We start from the raw sequence: 22,796 nt of genomic DNA, 5'->3' as shown, positions 1-22,796 counted from the left end.
CCTTAAAATTAGTGGTAAAGGTTCTTCACCTCACCAAACATGCTCTCCTGGGCGCGAATCTGCTGGTCATTGCCAATCACGCACAGCGCCCTGGTGTCCAGCACAGCCTGTACAATATCAGCCAGTGCCTTTATATCCTCCTGGGTCACATCCAGAATCTGTTCCCGCTCCTTCTGCACCATCTCATCCGTCACACCGGAAAGGTATGCCGACAGATTCCTGGCTCCCCTCAGAGAAGGCGTAAGAGGCGTATCAACGTCGCTCATGGTGCCGATGACATATTTTGTCATGTCCCTCTCGTCAATGGAGAAGCTTCTCAGATAATCCGGAATTCCTTCATACACCTGGTTGGTGGCTTCCAGGTTGGGGTCCCTGTAGGATACCAGGCATCCGTCACCCGTGCGGCTGAAGCTGCTCATGCATCCGTAAGCACCTCCCTTTACCCTCAGGTTCATCCACAGATATTCATAGTTCATGATGACCTTTAAGACTCTCAGCGCTCCTGTGTATTCCAGTTTTCTTCCTCCTGCTTCCTTTCCCGCAAAGCTGCCGCATCTGGCCACATAGTTAACCTGGGACGCTGTCTTAAAGCCCTCATTGCGGTTGTCCGGCCGGAATACAAACTCATACGTTCTCCCGTCTCCCTTTCCAAGGACTGAACGGAAGGTCTTAAGTTCTGCAGGCAGCCTGCTGTAGCCTTCTGTATCAGCTGTGTATGCCACCAGCAGATTATCTGATGTAAACAGCCGGGCGCAGACATCCTTAAGCCTGGCAATCAATTGTCCTCTGCCGGAAGCATCCTCCGCGAACCTGCGGCTGACATCCTCCAGAAATTGATAATATCCAACGCCTCCGGTCATATCGTTGAAGGCCGCTGACGCAGAGAAATATGACGAAGCCCTGCCAACCGCCGCTCCATGGGAAGCATCCTCCATCTTCATCCTGGCCCTGGACCTGGTCTCGTCCAGAATTTCACCCAGGCGCTTTTCATCATCCAGTCTGGATCGGGTTAGAATCTCCGCCAGAATAGAGAAGGCAAAGTCCAGTTTATGGTACAGCACCTTTGCGCTGGCAACAAAGGCCCCTGTAAACTGTCCTGGATGCGCTGCATCCGGATAAGACGACACCGCAAAGCTCACGCCGCCGCTGTTGAGGTAAATCTCGCTGGTCAGATCCCCGTAGCTGTAGTGCTCCGTATCCACATATCCCAGCACTGCCTTAAGAAGCCCCACATAAGGCAGGTCCTCCACCGGCACCCGGCTGGTGTCAAACAGCACCTTCAGATATCCGATTCCGGAGGTGAACAGGTTGCTGTGGATAACGTTCACTCCGTCCTCCATCTTGACCTCATAAGAAAAACGGCCGCCTTCCCGTTCAATGTCCTCCCGCTGCAGCATAGGAATTTTTTCCAGGTCCTCCTGCTGTGACGGCTCCTCCTGGTACTCCTTTAATTGTCTGGTCCGGGCAGTCAGGGCCTCAAGCTCCTCCCTGCCAAGGGATTCCTTATAGGTCTTCAGCCTTTCAGCCAGATTGCGGTCCTCCTCAGCTGTCTGGTTCACCCTGGGGCGCACCGTGATAACCGCCTCATGAGGATTATCCAGCAGATACCGGTGTATCAGCTGTTCAAAATAGCCTTCCTCCACCGCCTTTTTCAGATAGTCAAAGGTTTTCTGGTATTCCAGATGGAGGGTGGGCTTCCCGTCATACAGCCAGCTGTCCAGAGACCAGAGTCCGTACATAAGGCCCTTGGGAGCGGAACCGTAGTCCGCCTCGCGGTAACGGAACTCATAGAGGTTCAGTCCGGCCAACAGGCTCTTTCTGTCAATCCCCTGGTCAGCCAGCCTTCGCAGCGTTCCCTTTACAACTGCAAGGAATTCACCCTTTTGCTCCGGATTGGCATTCTTGGCAATGACGGAAAAATACGGCTGCAGAATCCCGCAGTCATAGCCTCCCAGTATATCCTGACCGATCCCCGCATCAATCAATGCCTGCTTCAAGGGCGCTCCCGGCGCGTTAATCAGCGTATATTCCAAAATCTGGAAGGCCACATAAAGTACCGGATCCAAATCCGTACCCACCACGGTATTGATGGAAAGATAGGTCCTGTCCTTTGTCCCTTCCTCCTCTGTGACAGAGTAGGTGATTTCTCTCTGGACCGGCTGTTCAAAGGGCTGCTGCACAGCTATGGCCGAGTCTGCATGGCAGTCCTCTCTGTCATATTGTCCCAGATATTCCTGGTCCAGCCATGTAAGCTTCTGGGCCATATCCATGTCCCCGTAGAGATAGATATAGCTGTTGGCCGGATGGTAGTAATTGCGGTGGAACGCAATGAATTTTTCATAGGTAAGCTCCGGTATCACGGCAGGATCTCCGCCCGACTCATTGGAGTAGGTCGTATCCGGAAAGAGCACATTTCTGGTAAAACGGTCCAGAACACTTTCCGGTGAAGAAAAAGCGCCTTTCATCTCATTATAGACAACGCCGTTAATAGCCAGCTCATCCTCCGGCGACTCCAGTTCATAGTGCCATCCCTCCTGAAGGAATATCTTTGGCTCCCTGTAAATAGCCGGGTGGAGAACGCCGTCCAGATATACGTCCATCAGATTCTGAAAATCCTTGTCATTGCAGCTGGCAACAGGGTATACGGTCTTATCCGGATACGTCATGGCATTCAGAAACGTGTTCAGCGAACCTTTTACCAGTTCCACAAAGGGGTCCTTGACCGGAAACTTATCCGAGCCTTCCAGTACACTGTGTTCCAGTATATGGGGAAGTCCCGTACTGTCATCGGGCGGTGTACGAAAACCGATATAGAACACCTTGTTCTCATCCTCATTGGACATCAGAAAAATCCTGGCGCCGCTTTTTATGTGTTCCAGCACCATGGCCCTGGAGTCCATTTCCTCCACGTACATCTCTTCTGACACGCGGTAAGCGGCCAGCTCTTTTACCTTTTCCAGATTCCTTCCATCTGCCATTGCTTCAATCTCTCCATTCTATCGTTCATTCAGTCATATGGTGATAATAGCTATTCTGCCATTTTTCCCGCGGCCCATACACCGGCCAACTCATATGTTCCGTCCATACCGTCACATATTCCCCATGAGCCTGTCCTTCAAAATAGAAGCACATTCCCTCACGCACAGATGGATAAACAGAACCGGGTCGGATTCCGCAGATATGCCGTATACGTTGTCAAATCCCCATTTTTCCGCTGTAAGCCTGGCACGGTAAATATGGAAATTACTGGTGAGAACTCCTATTTCCAGCGGCTTGTCCGGTGCAATGGCATAAGGAACCGAGCCTGTCTTTCCGGGCATGGGGATAATCTCCTTCTTGTCCTTCATCCGGTCCTGCTCTATGACAATCTTGCTGTAAGCAATGTTCTCCACCGTGCTGGTGGAATCGGACTCCATAAGCAGCTGCCTGGGACTGACCCCGTTGTACACCAGATAATCATACATGACCTGGGCCTCGCTGTCTGCTTCCCCCGGCCCCTTGCCGCCGGAAAGCACCAGAATGGTGTACGGATTCTCCTCCGCATAGACAATGGCCCTGTCCAGACGCTTTTTCAGGGAATTGCTGACCGTATGTTCCTTGACCCTGGCCCCCAGCACAATCACATAATCCAGGTTGGCCTTTCCCGGCGTGGCTGCTCCCAGAAATACCAGGATACAGAGGATTCCCAGCACAGCCACTCCCGCAATACAGGTGGTAACCACCGACACCGGCACCCAGCGGGGGATCCGTTCCATATTTCTGGCATAATACCATTTTCCATATACCAGAAATACAAGCAGGGCCGCAAAAAACAGCCATATGAAGGCAAATGAGGTGCTTATGCCTGCATACACAACTATGATTATAAAATAAACAACGCAAAGCACTGCCAGCCCAATGAGTACTCCATCTAACATCCCAAGGCACCTCCTGTCTGCCGGAGCCAATAAAGCCCAGGCGCAGTTTCTTCCTCCCGAATTCCGGACAATCAAATTTCCAGTCTCTTCCAGTTCTCAGCTTTGTCTAATCCACGGCCTCTTCTTTTCTCCGCAGGATATCAAAAACAGACACATCCCCGGACAGCTTAACCCACAGAATCTGCTTTGGATGGGGAGCGCTCTCCTGCTCATTGCCCTCATGGTCTGTTATGGACTCCACTGTAACTTCCAGGTTCTGTCCGTCGGGCTTCATCACCTCAATGGTCTCCCCCGCAGAAAATTTATTTTTCTGTTCAATCCTGCACCGGCCCCGGCTGTCCGTTTCTTCCACGGTCCCCAGGTAGGTGTAGCTCTTTACATAGGTGCTGCTGTCATATATGTGGTCATCCGAAGTGGGCTTGCCGAAGTAAAAGCCAGTGGTAAACCTGCGGTTGGTGCATTTTCCAATTTCTTCCCTGTACCACGCCAGATTCTTCCTGTACACAGACGGATCCTTCAGATAATCATCAATTGCCCTGCGGTAGGCCCTGGTGACAGTGGCCACATAGAGAGCTGTTTTCATCCTTCCCTCTATCTTGAAACTGTCGATTCCGGCATCCATCATCTCCGGAATATACTCCACCATGCACAGGTCCTTGGAGTTGAAGATATAGGTGCCCCGCTCATTTTCATATACAGGCATATATTCTCCCGGTCTGGTCTCCTCCACAAGGGAATATTTCCAGCGGCAGGGATGGGTGCAGGCGCCCTGGTTGGCATCCCTTCCCACAAAATAATTGCTCAGAAGGCATCTGCCGGAATAGGATATGCACATGGCGCCGTGGATAAAGCTCTCTATCTGCATATCCTGAGGGATGTGGTCCCGGATTTCCCGGATCTCCGCCAGGGACAGCTCCCTTGCAGACACCACCCGCCTTGCCCCCAGTCCATGCCAGAACAGATAGGTCCCGTAATTGGTGTTGTTGGCCTGGGTGCTTATATGGATTTCCATGTCAGGAAGAACTCTTCTGGCAATGGCGAACACACCCGGATCTGATATGATGAGCGCATCCGGCGCCACATCCCTCATCTCTTCAAAATAAGCCTCCACCCCCGGCAGGTCTCCGTTATGGGCCAATATATTGGCCGTCACGTAGACTTTGACCCCGCGCGCATGGGCAAAGGCAATTCCCTGTTTCATCTCTTCATTGGAAAAATTATGGGCCTTGGCCCGCAGGCCAAAGGCCTCACCTCCGATATATACGGCATCTGCCCCGTAAACAACGGCTGTTTTCAGCACGTCCAGGCTTCCGGCCGGTATCAGTAATTCTGTCTTTCTCATTCCACTCTCTCCGTATATTTGGTACTGACGGCAACTCCGTCCCCTATGGGGATGATGGCTGTCTCCAGTCCCTTTCTGTGCTTAAGCTCGTAGAGATACCGGCGCATCCTGCTGTGGATGGTCCTGTTCCTGCGCTCCACTGCAAATCTGGATTCCACGATATCTCCGTCCTGAAGTACATTGTCCGATATGAGGACTCCCCCTTCAGGCATCAGCGCCAGAATCATGGGCAGCCAGTGCAGGTACTGGCCTTTGGCGGCATCCATGAACACCAGGTCAAAGGTCTGGCCCTTAAGTCCGGCCAGCAGGTCATCTGCATCCCCTTCCAGAAGGGTGATACGCCCTTCCTCACCTGCGATTTTAAAATGTTCCCGGGCCGCCGGAATCCGTTTCTCATACTTCTCGATGGTGGTGATGCGGCAGTTTTCCGGCATCACACGGCACATGAGAAGAGAAGAGTATCCCACAGCGGTTCCTATCTCCAATATACGGGCCGGTCTCAGGGCTGCCACCAGGGTCCTTAAAAGGGCTGCGGTTTCCCTGCGTATGATGGGCACCCGGTCCCTTTCCGCTTCCTGTTCTATGGAATCCAGCAGGCTGCCCTGGCTGGATTCCAGGGAACGTATATAGTCCGTAATCCTGTCATTTACAATCATTGGGTTCCATCCTCTGCTGCATCCTCAATCCATCCGCCTTCCATCTCCTGGTCCTCGCCTTCATAGGTCTGCTCATTGGCCTGGGCCTCCTGGGAGTCAAGGGCATCCTCCCCTGACCGGGACCCAGGAGCCGCGTCAGCCGGTATTTCCCCGTCTGTCTCTGCCGCTGCGGCTGCACCGTCCTGGGACGCAGCTGCCGCAGCCGGAGATGTCTCCTGGTCCGAAGCACCGCTGTTCCCGTTTTCCTTCTCAGATGTCCTGCCCTGGGACGTCTTGGCTTCAGCTGCCTTGGCGCCGCCGGACTGGGCCGGTTTTGCACTGTCTTCGGTTTCCGGCTTTTCATTGAGAAGCTGGAGTATTTCCTTGGATGTCATGGACGTATTAAGGGTATAGGTGCCCGGATAGATGGTGTCGTAGTCATAGAACTTGCTCTGGAAAATAAAGGCAAACTCACTTTTAATAAGCCCCTTATGCGCAAGAAACTGCGCAGCGTCAGACACGGATTCCTTTGAATCAATCTGGACTACCATATCCTGTCCGGGGGCCTCGTCCACTGCCTCGGCAAAAAATATCTCATGGCCAAAGGCATAGCCCCTGGCAACCGCCTCATACAGCAGCAGGATAATCAGGGCATATACCATGAGCTTCACGGATATGCCGATTATGGTGGTGGTGATTTTGTTGATTTCCCTAGTTCTATTGCTCATAATCCATTCCTCTTATCCTGCCCGGCGTCTTCATGACCGCGGTATCCCGGACCGGTATGCTGCCGCCCAGGCAGCACACCGGTCCGTTATCTGTTATACCTCCATGATAATTGGCAGAATCATGGGATTGCGCTTCATGCGCTTCCACAAAAAGTCACTTAAACTGTCTTTAATGATGTTCTTTATCTTACCCCAGTCGCTGACATGGCGGTCCAGGCAGTCCTGCACTGCGTCGTACACAATGGTGTGGGCCTCCTCCAGCAAATCCTCGGATTCCCGCACATACACAAAGCCTCTGGACACAATATCCGGTCCCGCAAGCAGCTGGTTGCTGTGCTTCTCTAACGTCAATACTACTACAATAATACCATTTTGTGCAAGGTTTTGTCTATCCCGTAATACAATATTGCCCACATCGCCCACGCCGAGGCCGTCCACGAAGATGCCTCCGCAGGTAACGTGGTCTATCACCTCGCAGCTGTCCTCGTCCAGGGCCACCACGTCGCCGGAGTTGACCATGACAGCATTTTCCTTTTGTACACCCATAAACTGGGCCAGTTCCCTCTGGGCCATACGGTGGCGGTACTCGCCATGGATGGGGATGGAGAACTTTGGATGCACCAGGGAATAAATCAGCTTCAGATCCTCCTGGCAGGCATGTCCTGATACGTGGGTATCCTGGCAGATTACCTCAGCGCCCTTCATGGACAGCTCGTTCACCACATTGGCCACTGCCTTTTCATTTCCAGGAATCGGCGTGGAGCTCAGCACCACCACATCTCCCGGCACAATGGATACCTTCTTATGGATGCTGGCAGCCATCCTGGAAAGGGCGGCCATGGACTCGCCCTGGCTTCCCGTGGTAATGAGCACCGTGGACTCCGGCGGGTAGTTCCTCAGGTGTTCAATGTCGATGAGGGTTCCCTCCGGCACATTGATATACCCCAGCTTGCTGGCAATATCCATGATAGTCACCATGCTGCGGCCTTCCACCACCACCTTGCGCCCGTATTTGTATGCCGTGTTCACCACCTGCTGAACCCGGTCCACATTGGAGGCAAAGGTGGCCACGATGATGCGCCTGTTCTGGTGCTCCGCGAATATGGCGTCAAATGTCTTTCCCACCGTACGCTCGGACATGGTGAATCCGGGACGGATGGCATTGGTACTGTCTGCCATCAGGGCCAGCACGCCCTTCTTGCCCAGCTCCGCAAAGCGCTGCAGGTCAATGGGATCCCCAAACACCGGCGTGTAGTCAATCTTAAAGTCTCCTGTGTGCAGCACGGTTCCCACCGGTGTAAATATGGCCAGGGCGGATGCGTCCTGGATGCTGTGGTTTGTCTTCACGAATTCCACTCTGAAGCATCCCAGGTTCACGGACTGTCCGTGCTTCATCACCTTGCGCTTGGTGTTCTTTAAGAGGCGGTGCTCCTCCAGCTTATGCTCAATCAGGGCAATGGTCAGCTTTGTGCCGTATACAGGCACATTGACCTGCTGCAGGATATAAGGCAGGGCGCCGATATGGTCCTCATGGCCATGGGTGATGACGAAGCCCTTCACCTTGTCAATGTTCTGCTTTAAGTAGGTCACGTCCGGTATAACCAGGTCAATGCCCAGCATGTCGTCCCCCGGGAAGGCCAGTCCGCAGTCCACCACAATGATGCTGTCCTCATACTCAAAGGCGGTGATGTTCATTCCAATCTGCTCAAGACCGCCTAATGGAATGATTTTCAGCTTGCCCTTTCCGTCCTTTTTTCCATCCCGTGCCTTCTGTCTGGCCGGTGCGGGAAGCGCCTTTGATTCACCGGAATTTCTGGAGTTCTTGGACTCCCCGGAATTCCTGGATGCCTTGGACTCTCCGGAATTTCTGGACTCTCCAGAATTCCTGGACTCCCCTGAACCTCTGGATGCCTTGGACTCTCCGGAATTCCTGGACGCCTTTGCGCTGCCGGTTCCCTTGGAGGACCTTGCGCCGGCGCTGTCCTTGGACTCCCTGGCAGCAGTTCCGGTCTGGTTCTCTCCCTTTTGTCCGCTCCTGCTCTTTGCCTGACCCTGTCTGGAACCCGTATTTTTCTTTTTCTGGGCTTCCCCATTTCCTCCCTGTTCCTTGGAAGCGGTCTTTTTCTGGGCCGGTCTTCTATTCTGGGACTTCTTCACAGGCTGCTCCTGTGGGGCCGCAGCTCCTGCTGTCTCCTGGACACCGGCATCCTGGGCATTGTTTTCCTGTACGGCCTGATTCGTTGCCTGTGCAGCTGCCTCTGGCGCCACCTCTGCCGTATTCTCTTTTTCTTCTAAATTCAAATTGATTCCTCCAATCTTTCTTTCTATCTATTTCTCAAGGTCCACATCTGCATCGCTTAACAGTTCTTCAAACACTTTCATCAGTGCGTCCAGTTCGCTGTCGTCTTCCACAAACTCATACACGGCCTCAGCGTCCTGCTGTCCTGACATATCCTTAAGGATATAGCACTCTCCGTCCTCGCCTTCCGGCGCGTCTGTCACAAGCAGATAACTCCTTGCATTTATCCTTGTTTCTTCCAACACATAAAAATCCACGGATTCTCCGGAATCCGTCACCATGGTAATCATATCTTCTCTCGTCTTTTCTTCCATTTCTTCTCTCCTGGCGCCTGTCTGTCACGCCTGACGCGACCGGCCGCATTGTCCATGTCCCAATTGCATCCTAACTATACTGCAGGCTGTCCAGATACCCCTGCAGAATCATGGCTGCCGCAATTTGGTCCACGCTTTTCTTTCTGTTTTCCCTGCGAACACCGCTTTCAATCAGAACCCGTTCTGCCGCCACTGTGGTGAGACGCTCGTCCCAGAGGATAACCTCAAGACCGGTACGCCTTTCCAGGGCCGCTTTGAACTCCTGGGTCTTTTCCCCGCGCTCGCCCACTGTATTGTTCATATTCTTAGGATAACCAAGAACAATACGTTCAATCTCGTATTCACCAATTAATTGCTCAATCCTCGCAAGGGTCTGACGCATCTTATTCTCGCTGGCCCTGGTGATTGTTTCCACTGTCTGGGCAGTGATACCTAAAGGATCGCAGACTGCCACCCCAACTGTTTTCGAGCCAAAATCCAGACCCATTATCCTCATATTCAATTCCTCCGGTAAACGCAAAAAATCGGAATGCACCATAAAAGCAGCTGGCCTATGGCCAACTGAATGCATCCCACTCATATCCATCCGTACATTACTGTAAAGGCCCGTTTCCGGGCCTTCTGTTATTCACGCCGCATATCCTGCCTGCCCGTGGCGGGCCGGATGCCCCTGGAGCGCCTCTGTAAATTGCCCCGGAACCAGTCTGAAACAGTTCTTATTTCAGACGGGCATCAATATACACAGCCATCAGTTCCTCCAGAATCTCATCCCGCTCAACCTTCATGATAAGACTTCTGGCGCCCTTATGGCTGGTAATATAAGTCGGGTCCCCAGACATGATATAACCCACGATCTGGTTCACGGGATTATACCCCTTTTCAGTCAAGGCAATATATACCTGCTCCAGTACGTCGCTTACTTCTATCTTTTTGTCCTGAACAGCTTGAAAATATTGAGTATCTTTTATATTGCCCATGTCATCACGTCCTTTAAGTATTCTTCTCTATTCTACATTATATTTTGCTATTCGGCAATAGATTATTTTCTTAATTTTTTCTAATTATTGTCATGTTTCTGTAAAATGTCGCACAATCTTTCCGTCTTTTCGGAAATATGTTCCTTTTTTCAAGAAAATTCCACCTTTAACATCTCATCGTTCAGCAGCCCGGAAGCAAAAAGCTCCATAATACGCCCGCCAAACTCTTCCCGGTTCATTCCGTCCTCCAGCGGCAGGGCTGCTCTGACATACTGAGGAGTATGGCCCATCATATACCATTTTCCCCCAATCTCAGCTGCCTCCTCAAACAGGACCGATACCCGGCTGCCTGCAAAGCGCTCCCTGTACTCACGCGACATGGTCTTTTCCAGCTCCAGCAGCACGTCGCTGCGCCGGGCCTTTACCTGCTCCGAAACCTGGTCCTCCATGACAGCCGCCCTGGTGCCCTGGCGTTTGGAATATTTAAAGACATGCATCTCATAAAAACGCACTGTCTCCAGAAATCTTCTGGTCTCCTCAAACTCTTCCTCTGTCTCTCCCGGAAACCCTGCAATCACATCCGTTGTAATGGCCGGGTGGTCAAAGATCTCCCTGAGTATGCCGCAGCGCCTGAGATAATCCTCCGTGGTATAATGGCGGTTCATGCGTTTTAATGTGGCATCGCAGCCGCTTTGGAGGGAGAGGTGGAAATGAGGGCAGAATTCCGGAAGTCCGGCCAGCTTTTCGGCAAATTCCCTGGTGATGATTCTCGGCTCCAGGGAACCCAGACGGATGCGCTCCAGTCCCTCAACCCGGTGAATCCGCTCTATCAAATCCCACAGGGGACCGCTGTCCCAGTCTCCGCCCTTTACCGGGCTTCCTTCCATGTGCTCTGTTCCGTAGGAGCTTAAATGGATTCCCGTAAGCACCACTTCCCTGTAACCCCGGGCCACCAGCCCTTTAACCTCAGCCTCCACATCCTCCGGCTTCCGGCTTCTGACCCTGCCTCTGGCATAGGGGATAATGCAGTAGCTGCAGAACTGGTTGCAGCCGTCCTGGACCTTGATAAATGCCCTGGTATGTTCTCCCAGACGGCTCACATGAAGCTCCTCATACTCCCGGGCCCGGGCAATATCCAGCACATAGCCGCCTTCATCCCCCTGCCTGTCCTTCATGTATTCTTCCAGAATATCCGCCAGACGCGCCTTATTGTTATTGCCCACAATGATATCCACGCTGTCATCTTCCTTCAGGGCGTCGGATGCCACCTGGACATAACAGCCCGCCGCCACCACCACAGCCTCAGGATTTAACTTCTTTGCGCGGTGGAGCATCTGGCGGGATTTGCGGTCCGCGATATTGGTCACGGAACATGTATTGATAATATAGACGTCCGCCTTCTGGTCAAAGGGTACGATTTCATAACCGCGCTCCTCTAACTGCTGCTGCATGGCTTCTGTCTCATAAGCATTCACTTTGCATCCCAGGTTATGTAGGGCTGCTTTTGGCATTGTAAAACCTCCTGTTTACGGTCTGTTGCGACCCTTTATACATGGCTTGCGCCCTATGGAACTCTAACCAAATTACCATATTGTTACTGCGTTTTTCATGCAATCTCACTATTGACTTTTAGTCCCCCTGTCTGTAGTATTAAAGCAAAGCAGGATTCACTGCAAACATAATCCATACACACTTACCACAAGGAGGGTTTTTCTCATGAAAACAGTTCGTATTTCGTTAAATTCCATTGACAAGGTTAAGTCATTTGTAAATGATTTATCTAAGTTTGATGTTGATTTTGATCTGGTTTCCGGCAGATATGTGATTGATGCAAAGTCTATCATGGGCATCTTCAGCCTGGATTTATCCAAGCCAATCGACCTGAACATCCATGCCGAGAGCTGCGTTGATGACATTCTGGCTATCTTATCACCATACATCATCGCTTAATCTGCTGATTCTTCATCCGCTGCCCAGGCAGCGTGACAAAGCACATAGGTCATCAGAAACCATCAGAGTCTGCCGAGGCAGACTCTTTTTTGCGTTTGTTTTGACGTTTGCTCCCTGAGCGGACTGGTCTGTTTTTGTGTTTGCTTCCATGTCAGACCGGTCTGTTTTTCCCTTACCCCTGGCAGAGAATCTGTTCCGTGGTCTCCAGAGCAGTCTCCACCAGCTGGTCGATTTTCTCCTCCAGACGGCGCTCCGAACTGTGAATTACATTGATGTTGGGCTTTGTCACCGGATGCTTGGCCACAAAAATGGTGCAGCAGTCCTCGTAAGGCTGTATGGATGTCTCGTAGGTGCCGATTTTCTCAGACACATCCACGATTTCCTGTTTGTCAAATCCAATGACAGGCCTGAACACAGGCATGGTGCACACCTCATTGGTGGCTGCCAGGGACTGTAAGGTCTGGGAGGCCACCTGTCCGATGCTCTCGCCTGTAATGAGGCCGATGGAGCCGGTGCGCTCCGCGATGGTCTGGGCAATCCGCATCATATAGCGGCGCATGATGATGGTCAGCTCCTCATGAGGGCACTTATCATAAATGTAGAGCTGGATGTCCGTGAAATTCACCACATGTAGATTGATGGGGCCCGCGTATCTGGCCACCAGGTTTGCCAGGTCCACCACCTTCTGCTTTGCCCGTTCGCTGGTATAAGGCGGGGCATGGAAATACACTGCGTCTATCTTCACGCCTCTCTTGGCAATCATGTAGCCTGCCACCGGACTGTCGATGCCGCCGGACAGCAGCAGCATGGCCCTGCCGTTGGTTCCCACAGGCATGCCTCCGGGTCCGGGTATCATCAGTGAAAACAGGTTGATCCTCTGGCGCACCTCCACATGGAGAATCACATCCGGGTGATGGACGTCCACACGCATCTGGGGAAACGCTTCCAGAATCACCTCCCCCATGTCGCGGTTAATCTGCTCCGAAGTCACGGGATACTGCTTGTCCCCCCTGCGGGCATTTACCTTGAAGGTGATGTTCTTATCCGGATAAACCTGGTCCATGTACTCCACCACATGTTGTTTCAGGTTCTCGTAATCCTTATCCTCAATCTGCACCATGGGGCAGATATCCGCGATGCCGAATACACGCTTCAGCGCCTCCACCGCATCGTCGTAATCATAGTCTGTTTCCGCCTTCACATAGATGCGTCCTGACTCCTTGGTGACGTCAAACTGCCCCTCCACGCTTTTCAGCGCATAGCGGATCTGCTTTATGAGGGCATCCTCAAACATATACCGGTTTTTGCCCTTGGTGCCAATCTCTGCGTATTTAATTAAAAATGACTGGTACTGCATCTTTTACCTCTTTCTGTCGCTTAATCGTCCCTTTCATTGTCCTGCGGGGCCGAATCATTTACACGGTTCAGCCTCTGTGGTACCTTCTCAGCACCGGCAGAAGCTCTTCCAGGACTTCCATGCAATAGTCTATCTCTTCTCTTGTGTTGAACACGCCGAAGCTGAATCTCAGCGTGGAATCCAGCAGTTCCTGCCTGACCCCGATGGCCTTTAAGGTTCCGCTGATTGCCGGGTGATTGGAAGAACAGGCGGATCCGGAAGAAACATAGATTCCCTTGTCCTCCAGGGCGTGAAGAAGGACCTCGCTTCTCACACCCTGAAAGCTTGCGCTGACAATCTGGGGCGCGCTCTCCATTCCCTTGCGGCTGTTGACAGTAACGCCCGGCAGGGACGCCATGCGGTCTGTCATATAGTCTTTCAGGCCGGTAATATACTCCACCTTCTGCTGATGGTCTGTGTAGATTTCCCTGGCCGCCCGGCCCATGCCCGCGATGCCAGGAACATTTTCCGTGCCTGAACGCATGTCCTTTTGCTGGCCTCCTCCGTAGAGAAGGGGACGGATCTTCACCTTCTCGTCAATATAGAGAAAACCCACTCCCTTGGGGCCGTGAATCTTATGGGCACTGACAGATAACAGGTCGATTCCCTGCTTCTTAGGGCGTATGGTAAGCTTGCCGTAAGCCTGGATGGCGTCCACATGGAAAAGGATGGCCGGATTCTTCCCATGGATAAGGGATACTATCTGCTCCACCGGTTCAATGGCGCCCACCTCGTTGTTCACATACATGATGGATACCAGGATGGTGTCCGGACGGATGGCTGCTTCCAGTTCCTCCAGGGAAATGTGGCCCTGGCTGTCCACAGACAGATATGTGACCTCAAACCCCTGCTGCTCCAGATAGGCCAGGGGGTTGTAAACCGAGGCATGTTCGATTCTGGTGCTGATGATGTGCTTTCCGGCCCTCTGGTTGGCCATGGCGGTGCCGATGAGAGCCATGTTGTTGGATTCCGTGCCGCCGGAGGTGAACAGGATTTCCTTATCCCTGACCTTTAATGTTTTAGCAATGTCCGCCGCTGCCTGGCGCACATACTGCTCTGCCTCCATTCCCTTTCTGTGCTTGGCAGAGGGATTGCCGTAATCCTCCGTCATGGTCTTTACCACAATATCCCTCACGCTGTCAAACACGCGGGTGGTGGCTGAATTGTCAAAATATGCTTCCATTATACAAACTCCTTTACAGCGCCCCTTCCAGCCGCATCATAAGCACCGACAGCAGGGCCAGCCCCGCTGTCTCCGTCCTCAGTATCCTGCGTCCCAGACTGATGGGCCGCACGCCTTTTGAAAGGGCCAATTCTATCTCCCGTTCATCAAAACCGCCCTCCGGGCCGATAAACACAGCAATGTCCTGTCCCGGCCCCGCGGCATCCAGCTCCGTCTTTGTGCCGTCCATCCCCGCCTCATGTTCATAAGGAATGAGACGCACGGAAAATCCCTGGCTTTCCACATAGTCAAAGGCTTCTTTTAAGGTCATAATGCCGGATACCCTGGGAACCAGGCTCCGTTTGGACTGCTTGGCGGCGCTTTCCGCAATGGCCTGCCACCGCTTGACCTTGGCCTCTTCCTTTTTGGGGTCCAGTTTAACCACCGTGTTCCTGGTGGACACAGGCACAATGCCTGCCGCCCCCAGCTCCACAGCCTTCTGTATGATGAACTCCATCTTATCAGATTTGGGCAGTCCCTGAAAGAGCCAGATTCTGGAAGGAAGCTCTCTCCCCTCCTCCTCTGTCTCAAGAATCCGTACCGTGACTTCCTGTCCGGCGATTTCCTCCGCCTGACACAGGTAGTCCCTGCCGGTGCCGTCGCTGACCAGCATTTCCTCCCCCTGCCTTATGCGCAGGACATTCTTTATGTGGTTCACGTCAGATCCGGTTATCCTTATCAGGCCGTCCTCCACCTGCTCAGGGTTCACAAAAAAATGATGCATGGCTTTCCCTCAGGTCCTTCCTTATTCATCCTATTTCCTTCTGGCGGTCACGCTCACCCATTCTCCCTGGTATGTGATTTCCACCACTTCCAGCTCCGGACAGCGCCCAAAGGCCTCCTTCACCGCCTCTTCCTTCATATCAATAATGCCGGAGGTGATGAAGATACCGCCTTTTTTCAGATGGGCCGGTATCTCATCCACCAGCAGAATAATAACATCCGCCAGTATGTTGGCCACTGCCACATCGTACTTACCGTATCCCGCCCATTCCTTGACGGAAACATCGTCTATGATATTACCCTGGAGTACATGGAACCTGTCTTCAGGAATGCTGTTGGCTTCCAGGTTCTCCCTTACGGCGTTGATGGCATTTTCATCCAGGTCCGTGCCCCACACCTCTTCTGCCCCCAGTTTCAGGGCTGTGATTCCCAGGATACCGCTGCCTGTTCCCACATCCAGCACCAAGGTGTCCCGGTTCACGTACTTTTTCAGCTGGCGGATGCACAGCTGGGTGGTCTCATGCATGCCTGTTCCAAAGGCCGTTCCCGGGTCAATCTGCACCAGAAGCTTGTCCTTGTGCTCCTCCGGTATGGTTTCCCAGGTAGGCTTAATCAGAATATCGTCCACTGTAAAGGGCTTAAAGTATTGTTTCCAGTTGTTAATCCAGTCCTTGTCCTCTGTCTCCGACGCGGTGATGGTCCTGGCGCCCAGATCCGCAAATGGGGACAGCTCGTCCAGGCCCTCTTCCACCCGTCTGAGGTAATCCGCCACATCCGCGTCATCATCCAGGTAAAAACTTATCCTGGCAACGCCTTCGTCCGGAGGAAGCTCAGGAAGAATGTCAATAAACATCCCCTTTGTCTCCTTCTCTGTCAGAGGCACATTGTCTTCGATTTCGATTCCTTCTATACCAATGTCATCAAACATGCTGCTAATCAGGTCTACAGCCTGTGTTGTGGTAGTTAATGTAAATTTTTTCCATTTCATGTGATTCTCTCCTATTTCCTATGTGCTGTTTACGGGCTGCTTATGTGTTGCTTATTATTTTAATGAACAATACCCCAAGCACCGCCAGTACCACGGGACGGACCACCTTCTGGCCGTCGTGGGCCACCATGCCTGCCCCGATGTAGTGTCCCGCAATGGAACACACGCCTGCTGTAAGCCCCAGCGGGTAGTAAACATTTCCGGTGGCAATAAAGGTCACCAGGGCCGCTATATTAGAGGAAAGATTGATTACCTTTGTCTGGGCGGAGGCGCTGCGGGCGTCCATCCCGGCAGCCCCTGTGAGAATCAGAATCAGGAAGGTTCCTGTTCCGGGTCCGTAAAAGCCGTCATATCCCCCCACAAAAAAGGCCGCCGCCATGGAGATGGCAAATACCTTATTTCTGGAAATATCTTCCGTCCTGTCCCTGGCTCCCATATCCTTGTTCCTGAGCACGTAAAACGCCACAACGGGCAGCACCACAATCATCATGTGCTTGATGACGGATTCCGGCACCATGAGGGCCAGATGGGCGCCCAGAGCCGAACCCATAAGGGCGGCCGCCGAGGAGCACACCGCCATAAGCACCTTTCCTTTGAGAAAACCGTGCTTTGCCAGCCGGGCCGTGGAAACAGTGGTGCCCATGGCTGAGCTGAGTTTATTGGTACCCAGGGCCACATGGGCGGGCACCCCTGCAATGAGATATGCGGGCAGAGCAATAAGCCCGCCGCCGCCTGCAATGGAATCCACCAGTCCGGCCAGGAACACCAACGGGCACACAATTAGATATTGTAACATGATTGTATCCTCTTTTCTGTAAAACAACCTTTATATTATCACATATTATGAACACTGGCAATAAGCGGCAATTTTTTTTTGCAATAAAAAAGCCCCGCCCTGCATTAACATTATGAACGGATGAAAGAAAGATGCCGGGGCAGGAACGGGCAGCCGCGAAAGCCCCAGGGGACAGGGATTCCGGAACATACAATCATAAACCTAAAGGGCGGCAAAAAGCCGCACGAAATTCCAATATTGCATTACACTCCATCACACACACATACCGGATGGAACGGCTCCCAGGCATTGAACCAAAATACAAAAGAAACGGATTACCATACAGTTACCATATAAATAAGGATACAAAAGAAAAAATTGCTTCTGGTCTTAAAGTTACCATACGACAAAAACAGAAAACCCCGGCGCCTGCTTGCCACAGGCGCCGGGGTTTTCCGCTACCGGACCAAAGCCCCGTCCGCTCCCACCACATAGCCGTCCGGGGTTGTGGTATTCACAAACAGCCGTCCCATGGTACCGTCGGACTGGGTATTGAAATAATAAAGCTGTCCGTCTATCATCTGCCAGCCCGTGCGCATCATGCCCAGAGTGCCGTCATCCAGAGGATTCAGATAATACCGGTTTCCGTCGCTGTCCGTGAACCATCCCGTCAGCATATATCCGTTCTGGTCAAAGCGGTACCAGCGGTTATGTATCAGCTGCCAGCCCCCGGACAGCCAGCTGCCGCCGCAGAGCTGGAACCACCAGCCCCCCGGACTGTATCTCCAGCCCTGGCCGTACTGGACCCCGGGCCCTCCATTGTAATACCACCAGTCGTCATCATCCCAGTCATCCCAGTCATCATCATTGGGATCCCACCAGTATCCGGGATCAAACTGGGCCGTGGACGTATCCGGCACATTGGTATTAAAGCCGGGGTAAGCCCTGACCGTATTATCTGTGGTAACCTGGGCATTGCCCTGAGGCGCTGATGGGCCGCCGTAATCATAGGTCCCTGACGGCGCAGTCCCATAATCATACTCCACACCGGGGCCGCCCCTGCGGTAATGGTCATAATACCAGCTGTCTCCCGGCCCATAGGCCAGGCAGTCCTGTACCGGCAGGAAAGACAGAGCTGCAGCAGCCGCCAGTATAAGCGGCACAGAAATCATCCTTCTCATGTTTTTCTCCTCTTTTTCTTAGGTCTGTATTACATTTCCCATTACATTCTCAAATACATTCTCAACTACCTTCTTACGCATATCTAAAAGTATATCACAACACAATTGACATTTTCAACACATGAGCATACAATAGTTGTATGTGCAATTGTTGCGAATGCATTTATTTGACTTATGTAACTTATGTTACAGTTCAATGAAGGAGGATTCCGGAATGAAGGAATTTTTATCTTATCTGAAGCCTTACAAAAGGGACGCGGTGCTGGCTGTTTTCTGTATTGAAGCCGAGACCGTGTTTGAGTTAATCATCCCGCTGGTCATGGCTTCCATTGTGGATGTGGGCGTAGCCACCGGGGACCGCCATTATATCCTGATGAAGGGGCTGCAGATGGTTCTCTTTGCCCTTATCTCCCTTGTGCTGGGCCAGGGCTCCGCCATGTTCTCGGCCCGTTGCGGCCAGGGACTGGGGGCCGAAATCCGCAAGGCGGAGTTTGCAAAGCTGCAGCAGTTTTCCTTTGCCAACACAGACCATTTCAGCAGTTCTTCCCTGGTGACCCGCCTTACCAGCGACGTTACCACCATACAAAACTCTGTTGCCACAGGCATGCGGCCCGCTTTCCGCTCACCGGTCATGATGCTCACCGCCATGGCCGCTTCCTTTTACATCAATCCGCAGCTGGCACTGGTGTTTCTGGTGGCTGCCCCTGTTCTGGGTGTGCTGCTGTTTTTCATCATCAGCCATGTGCGCCCCCTGTACAGTGTGATGCAGGGCGCCATCGACATGGTAAACCGCATCATTCAGGAAAACCTGACCGCCATCCGTGTGGTGAAATCCTATGTCCGGGGCGATTATGAAATTCAGAAATTCGAGGAGGTCAATTACAATCTGCAGTTCACAGCGGAAAAAGCCTTCCGCCTGGCAGTCCTCAATATGCCGGCCATGCAGTTAGTCATGTACTCCACCATCCTGTGCATCCTGTGGTTCGGAGGCAGGCTGGTCACCATAGGTGGCGTGAAGGTGGGCGAGCTCACCGGTTTCCTGAGCTATGTGATGCAGGTTTTAAATTCCCTGATGATGTTCTCCAATGTGTTCCTTATGACCACCAGGGCCCTGGCTTCCTGGAAGCGTATCTCGCAGGTCATGGATGAGGAAATCGACATCAGGGAGGATGCGTCCAGCACCCTGGAAGTAAAGCACGGTGATATCCGGTTTGAGAATGTGTACTTTAAATACAATCAGGAGGCTGCCGAATATGTGCTCTCAGACATTTCCTTCCATATAAAGCCGGGACAGACCGTGGGCATCATTGGCCAGACAGGCGCTGCCAAGAGTACGCTGGTGCAGCTGATTCCCAGGCTCTATGATGTCACCAAGGGCACTGTTTATATAGACGGCCGCCCGGTCCGGGAATACTCCCTTAAAGGACTGAGGGATTCCATCGCCATGGTGCTCCAGAAAAACACCCTGTTTTCCGGGACAGTAAAGGATAACCTGCGCTGGGGCAGGGAAACAGCCACGGAGCAGGAAATCGAGGAGGCCTGCCGCATTGCCTGCGTGGATGAATTCATCGACCGCCTGGAGCGGGGATATGAAACAGAGCTGGGCCAGGGAGGCGTCAATGTGTCGGGCGGACAGAAGCAGAGACTCTGCATTGCCAGGGCCATCCTAAAGTCTCCCAGGGTGCTGATTCTGGATGATTCCACCAGCGCCGTGGATACGGCCACAGAGGCCAAAATCCGGGATGGACTGGCAAAGAGCATGCCGGATACAACTAAAATCATCATTGCCCAGCGCATATCCTCCGTTGCCCACGCAGACCAAATCATCATACTGGAGGACGGACGGGTGAACGCGGTCGGCAGCCACGAAACCTTGCTGGCTTCCAACCAGATTTATCAGGACATCTATCATTCTCAGCAGGAAGGGGCGAATCTGTAATGGCAAGAATAGCAAATTATAACCGTCCCAAGGATACCGGACGGACCTTAAAGCAGATGTTCGGCTACCTGGGCCGGCACAAGTGGTATATGCTGGTCATCGCCCTCCTGGTGGCAGTCAGCGCCCTGTCCAGCATTTCAGGAACATACATGTTAAAACCAGTCATCAACCGTTTCATTCTCCCGGGTGACATACCGGGGCTTGTAAACATGCTGCTGGTCATGGGAGGGCTGTACCTGTGCGGCGCACTCTCCTGTTATGCCTACAATCAGATGATGGTCCATATTTCCCAGAAGGTGGTGAGCGAAATCCGCTCCGACCTGTTCCGGCACACCCAGCGCCTTCCCCTGACCTACTTTGACGCCCATACCCACGGGGAGCTGATGAGCCGTTTTACCAACGATGTGGATACCATCAGCGAAGCCCTTAACAACAGCTTTGCCATGATGATACAGAGCTTCATAACCATAACAGGGACCATCACCATGCTGCTGGTGCTGGACTGGCGTCTTTCCCTCATTGTCATGGTTTTTCTGCTTCTCATGGTTTTGTTCATCCGTTATAATGGAAAAAGGAGCAGGAAGTATTTTATCCAGCAGCAGAAGTACCTGGGAAGCATCAACGGCTTTGTGGAGGAGATGGTGGCCGGACAGAAGGTGGAAAAGGTGTTTAACCATGAGGCGCAGGACTACGAGGAATTCTGCCGCCGCAACGAGGCGTTCCGGACAGCGGCCACCAGGGCCCTGACCTATTCCGGCATGACGGTTCCCACCATTGTGGCCCTGTCTTATGTAAACTATGCCCTGTCAGCCTGTGTGGGCGGCCTGTTCGTCCTGTCAGGGTTAACGGATTTGGGGACCCTGGCGTCCTATCTGGTGTATGTGCGCCAGAGCGCCATGCCCATGAACCAGTTTACCCAGCAGATTAACTTTCTTTTGGCTGCCCTGTCCGGAGCCGAACGTATTTTTGATATGATGAACGAGATCCAGGAACTGGACGAAGGCACTGTGACGCTGTGTAATGTGCGCAGGAACGACCAGGGCGGCTGGGAAGAATGCAGGGAATTCACCCACTGTTTCGCCTGGAAGGTGCCGCACGAAGGTCCGGCTGATATGGCAGAGCCCCATACCGGCTCCCAGTCCGGCTTCCGTCTCATTCCCCTTAAGGGGGATGTGCGTTTCGACCAGGTTGTGTTCGGATACACGCCGGAGAAAACCATTCTGAACGGCATCAGCCTTTATGCGAAACCGGGGCAGAAAATCGCGTTTGTGGGTTCCACCGGCGCCGGAAAGACCACCATCATCAATCTGGTAAACCGTTTCTACGAAATACAGCAGGGAACCATAACCTATGACGGCATTGACATAAGAACCATTAAAAAGGACGATTTGCGCCGTTCCCTCTCCATGGTAATCCAGGATACCCACCTGTTCACCGGAACCATAGCGGACAATATACGTTACGGACGGCTGGATGCCACAGACGAAGACGTGGTAACCGCGGCCAAGGTAGCCAATGCCCACTCCTTTATCCGGCGGCTGCCCCAGGGATATGACACGCCCCTTCACAGCGACGGCGCCAACCTGTCCCAGGGCCAGCGCCAGCTCCTGGCCATTGCAAGGGCAGCCATCTCCCGCCCGCCTGTGCTGATTCTGGATGAGGCCACCAGCTCCATTGACACCCGGACGGAAAAACTCATTGAAAAGGGTATGGATGCGCTGATGGACGGGCGCACTGTCTTCGTCATCGCCCACAGGCTGTCCACGGTCCGCAACTCCAAGGCCATTATGGTGCTGGAAAAGGGAGAAATCATAGAGCGCGGTAGCCACGAAGAACTGATTGACCAGAGAGGACGGTATTATAAACTGTACACAGGCCAGTTTGAACTGGAATAGAGAAAGGAAACATGAACCATGATGAAACAAGAGCAAGTGCGCCGCCTTCTGGTGAGGGCGGAAAGGGCAAGGAAACATCTGATGCAGCCCCATTTCACCCGGATCGGCCTTACCTTCGGCCAGGGCCACGCCCGCATCCTGGATGTACTGCTGGCCCGGGACCATATCACCCAGAAAGAACTGTCAGATCTCTGCCATATGGATGTAACCACCATGTCCCGCTCCCTGGACCGTCTGGAGGAATCCGGCTACCTGGTAAGGGAAAAGGATCCGGGATGCCGCAGATCCTATCTGATATGCCTCACCGGCGATGGTGCCGCAGAGGCCCGCAGGGTACGCAAGGTGCTGGAGATGGTGGATGAGGTTATATGGAACGGGCTGGATCAGGATGAGATGGAAGCATTCTGCGGCACTATGGAAAAAATATGCAGAAACCTGGAGGAATGCGATTTTAAATTTGATGAGCAGGAAACGTAAGGGAAAACCGCCCGGTCAGAATAGAACTATTCCGGCAG

The 22,796-nt window shown here is 52.7% G+C and carries 20 protein-coding genes; 4 read left to right on the top strand and 16 right to left on the bottom strand.

The features are described 5' to 3' along the window. Window positions 1-8 precede the first annotated feature (8 nt). The 10 genes from CGC65_RS06200 to mtaB form a co-directional block, all read right to left on the bottom strand. Entirely contained in the window at window positions 9-2,978 is a 2,970-nt protein-coding gene (locus CGC65_RS06200; protein WP_002567788.1) for an insulinase family protein, read from the bottom strand. Between the two features lie 111 nt (window positions 2,979-3,089). Continuing rightward, the gene (locus CGC65_RS06195; protein WP_002567789.1) at window positions 3,090-3,917 is read right to left on the bottom strand and encodes a YdcF family protein; all 828 of its coding nucleotides are present in this window, start codon (window positions 3,915-3,917) and stop codon (window positions 3,090-3,092) included. Window positions 3,918-4,023: 106 nt separating this feature from the next. After that, entirely contained in the window at window positions 4,024-5,259 is a 1,236-nt protein-coding gene (locus CGC65_RS06190) for a peptidase U32 family protein (protein WP_002567790.1), read from the bottom strand. Next, complete coding sequence (locus tag CGC65_RS06185) at window positions 5,256-5,915, bottom strand: O-methyltransferase (RefSeq protein ID WP_002567791.1); 660 nt, start codon at window positions 5,913-5,915, stop codon at window positions 5,256-5,258. Before CGC65_RS06185 ends, CGC65_RS06190 begins: the two co-directional genes overlap by 4 nt. After that, window positions 5,912-6,622: an endolytic transglycosylase MltG gene (locus CGC65_RS06180; RefSeq protein ID WP_002567792.1), complete on the bottom strand. Its 711-nt coding sequence runs from the start codon at window positions 6,620-6,622 to the stop codon at window positions 5,912-5,914. The genes CGC65_RS06185 and CGC65_RS06180 overlap by 4 nt, the downstream gene beginning before the upstream one ends. 93 nt (window positions 6,623-6,715) lie before the next feature. Next, window positions 6,716-8,923: a ribonuclease J gene (locus tag CGC65_RS06175; protein WP_002567793.1), complete on the bottom strand. Its 2,208-nt coding sequence runs from the start codon at window positions 8,921-8,923 to the stop codon at window positions 6,716-6,718. 27 nt (window positions 8,924-8,950) lie between these two features. Beyond that, a complete protein-coding gene (locus CGC65_RS06170; RefSeq protein WP_002567794.1) occupies window positions 8,951-9,235 on the bottom strand; it encodes a DUF1292 domain-containing protein in 285 nt (94 codons plus the stop codon). A 70-nt stretch (window positions 9,236-9,305) separates the two neighbouring features. Next, the gene (gene ruvX / locus CGC65_RS06165; protein WP_002567795.1) at window positions 9,306-9,731 is read right to left on the bottom strand and encodes a Holliday junction resolvase RuvX; all 426 of its coding nucleotides are present in this window, start codon (window positions 9,729-9,731) and stop codon (window positions 9,306-9,308) included. Between the two features lie 220 nt (window positions 9,732-9,951). Then, on the bottom strand, window positions 9,952-10,212 hold the full coding sequence (locus CGC65_RS06160; protein ID WP_002567796.1) for an IreB family regulatory phosphoprotein: 261 nt from the start codon (window positions 10,210-10,212) through the stop codon (window positions 9,952-9,954). A 149-nt stretch (window positions 10,213-10,361) separates the two neighbouring features. Beyond that, window positions 10,362-11,723 (bottom strand): tRNA (N(6)-L-threonylcarbamoyladenosine(37)-C(2))-methylthiotransferase MtaB, encoded by a 1,362-nt coding sequence (gene mtaB, locus CGC65_RS06155; protein WP_002567797.1) that lies wholly within the window; start codon window positions 11,721-11,723, stop codon window positions 10,362-10,364. A 205-nt stretch (window positions 11,724-11,928) separates the two neighbouring features. On the opposite strand from mtaB, the gene CGC65_RS06150 reads away from it, so the two are divergent. Then, on the top strand, window positions 11,929-12,162 hold the full coding sequence (locus tag CGC65_RS06150; RefSeq protein WP_002567798.1) for an HPr family phosphocarrier protein: 234 nt from the start codon (window positions 11,929-11,931) through the stop codon (window positions 12,160-12,162). Window positions 12,163-12,334: 172 nt separating this feature from the next. Here the strand turns inward: CGC65_RS06150 and thiI are convergent, their stop codons facing one another. From thiI to CGC65_RS06120, 6 genes are all read right to left on the bottom strand, one after another. Next, a complete protein-coding gene (gene thiI / locus CGC65_RS06145) occupies window positions 12,335-13,519 on the bottom strand; it encodes a tRNA uracil 4-sulfurtransferase ThiI (protein ID WP_002567799.1) in 1,185 nt (394 codons plus the stop codon). Between the two features lie 67 nt (window positions 13,520-13,586). After that, window positions 13,587-14,741 (bottom strand): cysteine desulfurase family protein, encoded by a 1,155-nt coding sequence (locus tag CGC65_RS06140; protein ID WP_002567800.1) that lies wholly within the window; start codon window positions 14,739-14,741, stop codon window positions 13,587-13,589. A 13-nt stretch (window positions 14,742-14,754) separates the two neighbouring features. Then, on the bottom strand, window positions 14,755-15,504 hold the full coding sequence (locus CGC65_RS06135) for a 16S rRNA (uracil(1498)-N(3))-methyltransferase (RefSeq protein WP_002567801.1): 750 nt from the start codon (window positions 15,502-15,504) through the stop codon (window positions 14,755-14,757). A 30-nt stretch (window positions 15,505-15,534) separates the two neighbouring features. Beyond that, on the bottom strand, window positions 15,535-16,491 hold the full coding sequence (gene prmA / locus CGC65_RS06130; RefSeq protein WP_002567802.1) for a 50S ribosomal protein L11 methyltransferase: 957 nt from the start codon (window positions 16,489-16,491) through the stop codon (window positions 15,535-15,537). A 40-nt stretch (window positions 16,492-16,531) separates the two neighbouring features. Continuing rightward, window positions 16,532-17,287, bottom strand: coding sequence for a sulfite exporter TauE/SafE family protein (locus tag CGC65_RS06125; RefSeq protein ID WP_002567803.1), 756 nt, complete (start codon window positions 17,285-17,287; stop codon window positions 16,532-16,534). 437 nt (window positions 17,288-17,724) lie between these two features. Next, window positions 17,725-18,447 (bottom strand): hypothetical protein, encoded by a 723-nt coding sequence (locus CGC65_RS06120; RefSeq protein ID WP_002567804.1) that lies wholly within the window; start codon window positions 18,445-18,447, stop codon window positions 17,725-17,727. Window positions 18,448-18,661: 214 nt separating this feature from the next. Between CGC65_RS06120 and CGC65_RS06115 the strand changes: the two genes are divergently transcribed. Genes CGC65_RS06115 through CGC65_RS06105 form a run of 3 tightly spaced genes read left to right on the top strand, consistent with a single transcriptional unit; the run spans window position 18,662 to window position 22,758 of the window. Further along, on the top strand, window positions 18,662-20,386 hold the full coding sequence (locus CGC65_RS06115; protein ID WP_002567805.1) for an ABC transporter ATP-binding protein: 1,725 nt from the start codon (window positions 18,662-18,664) through the stop codon (window positions 20,384-20,386). Beyond that, window positions 20,386-22,281, top strand: coding sequence for an ABC transporter ATP-binding protein (locus tag CGC65_RS06110; RefSeq protein WP_002567806.1), 1,896 nt, complete (start codon window positions 20,386-20,388; stop codon window positions 22,279-22,281). The genes CGC65_RS06115 and CGC65_RS06110 overlap by 1 nt, the downstream gene beginning before the upstream one ends. 18 nt (window positions 22,282-22,299) lie before the next feature. Further along, a complete protein-coding gene (locus tag CGC65_RS06105; RefSeq protein ID WP_002567807.1) occupies window positions 22,300-22,758 on the top strand; it encodes a MarR family winged helix-turn-helix transcriptional regulator in 459 nt (152 codons plus the stop codon). The last annotated feature ends 38 nt before the right edge of the window (window positions 22,759-22,796 follow it).

The organism is Enterocloster bolteae (assembly GCF_002234575.2).
GTDB classification, from domain to species: Bacteria; Bacillota; Clostridia; order Lachnospirales; family Lachnospiraceae; genus Enterocloster; species Enterocloster bolteae.
This window is presented reverse-complemented; position numbering and strand designations above follow the sequence as displayed.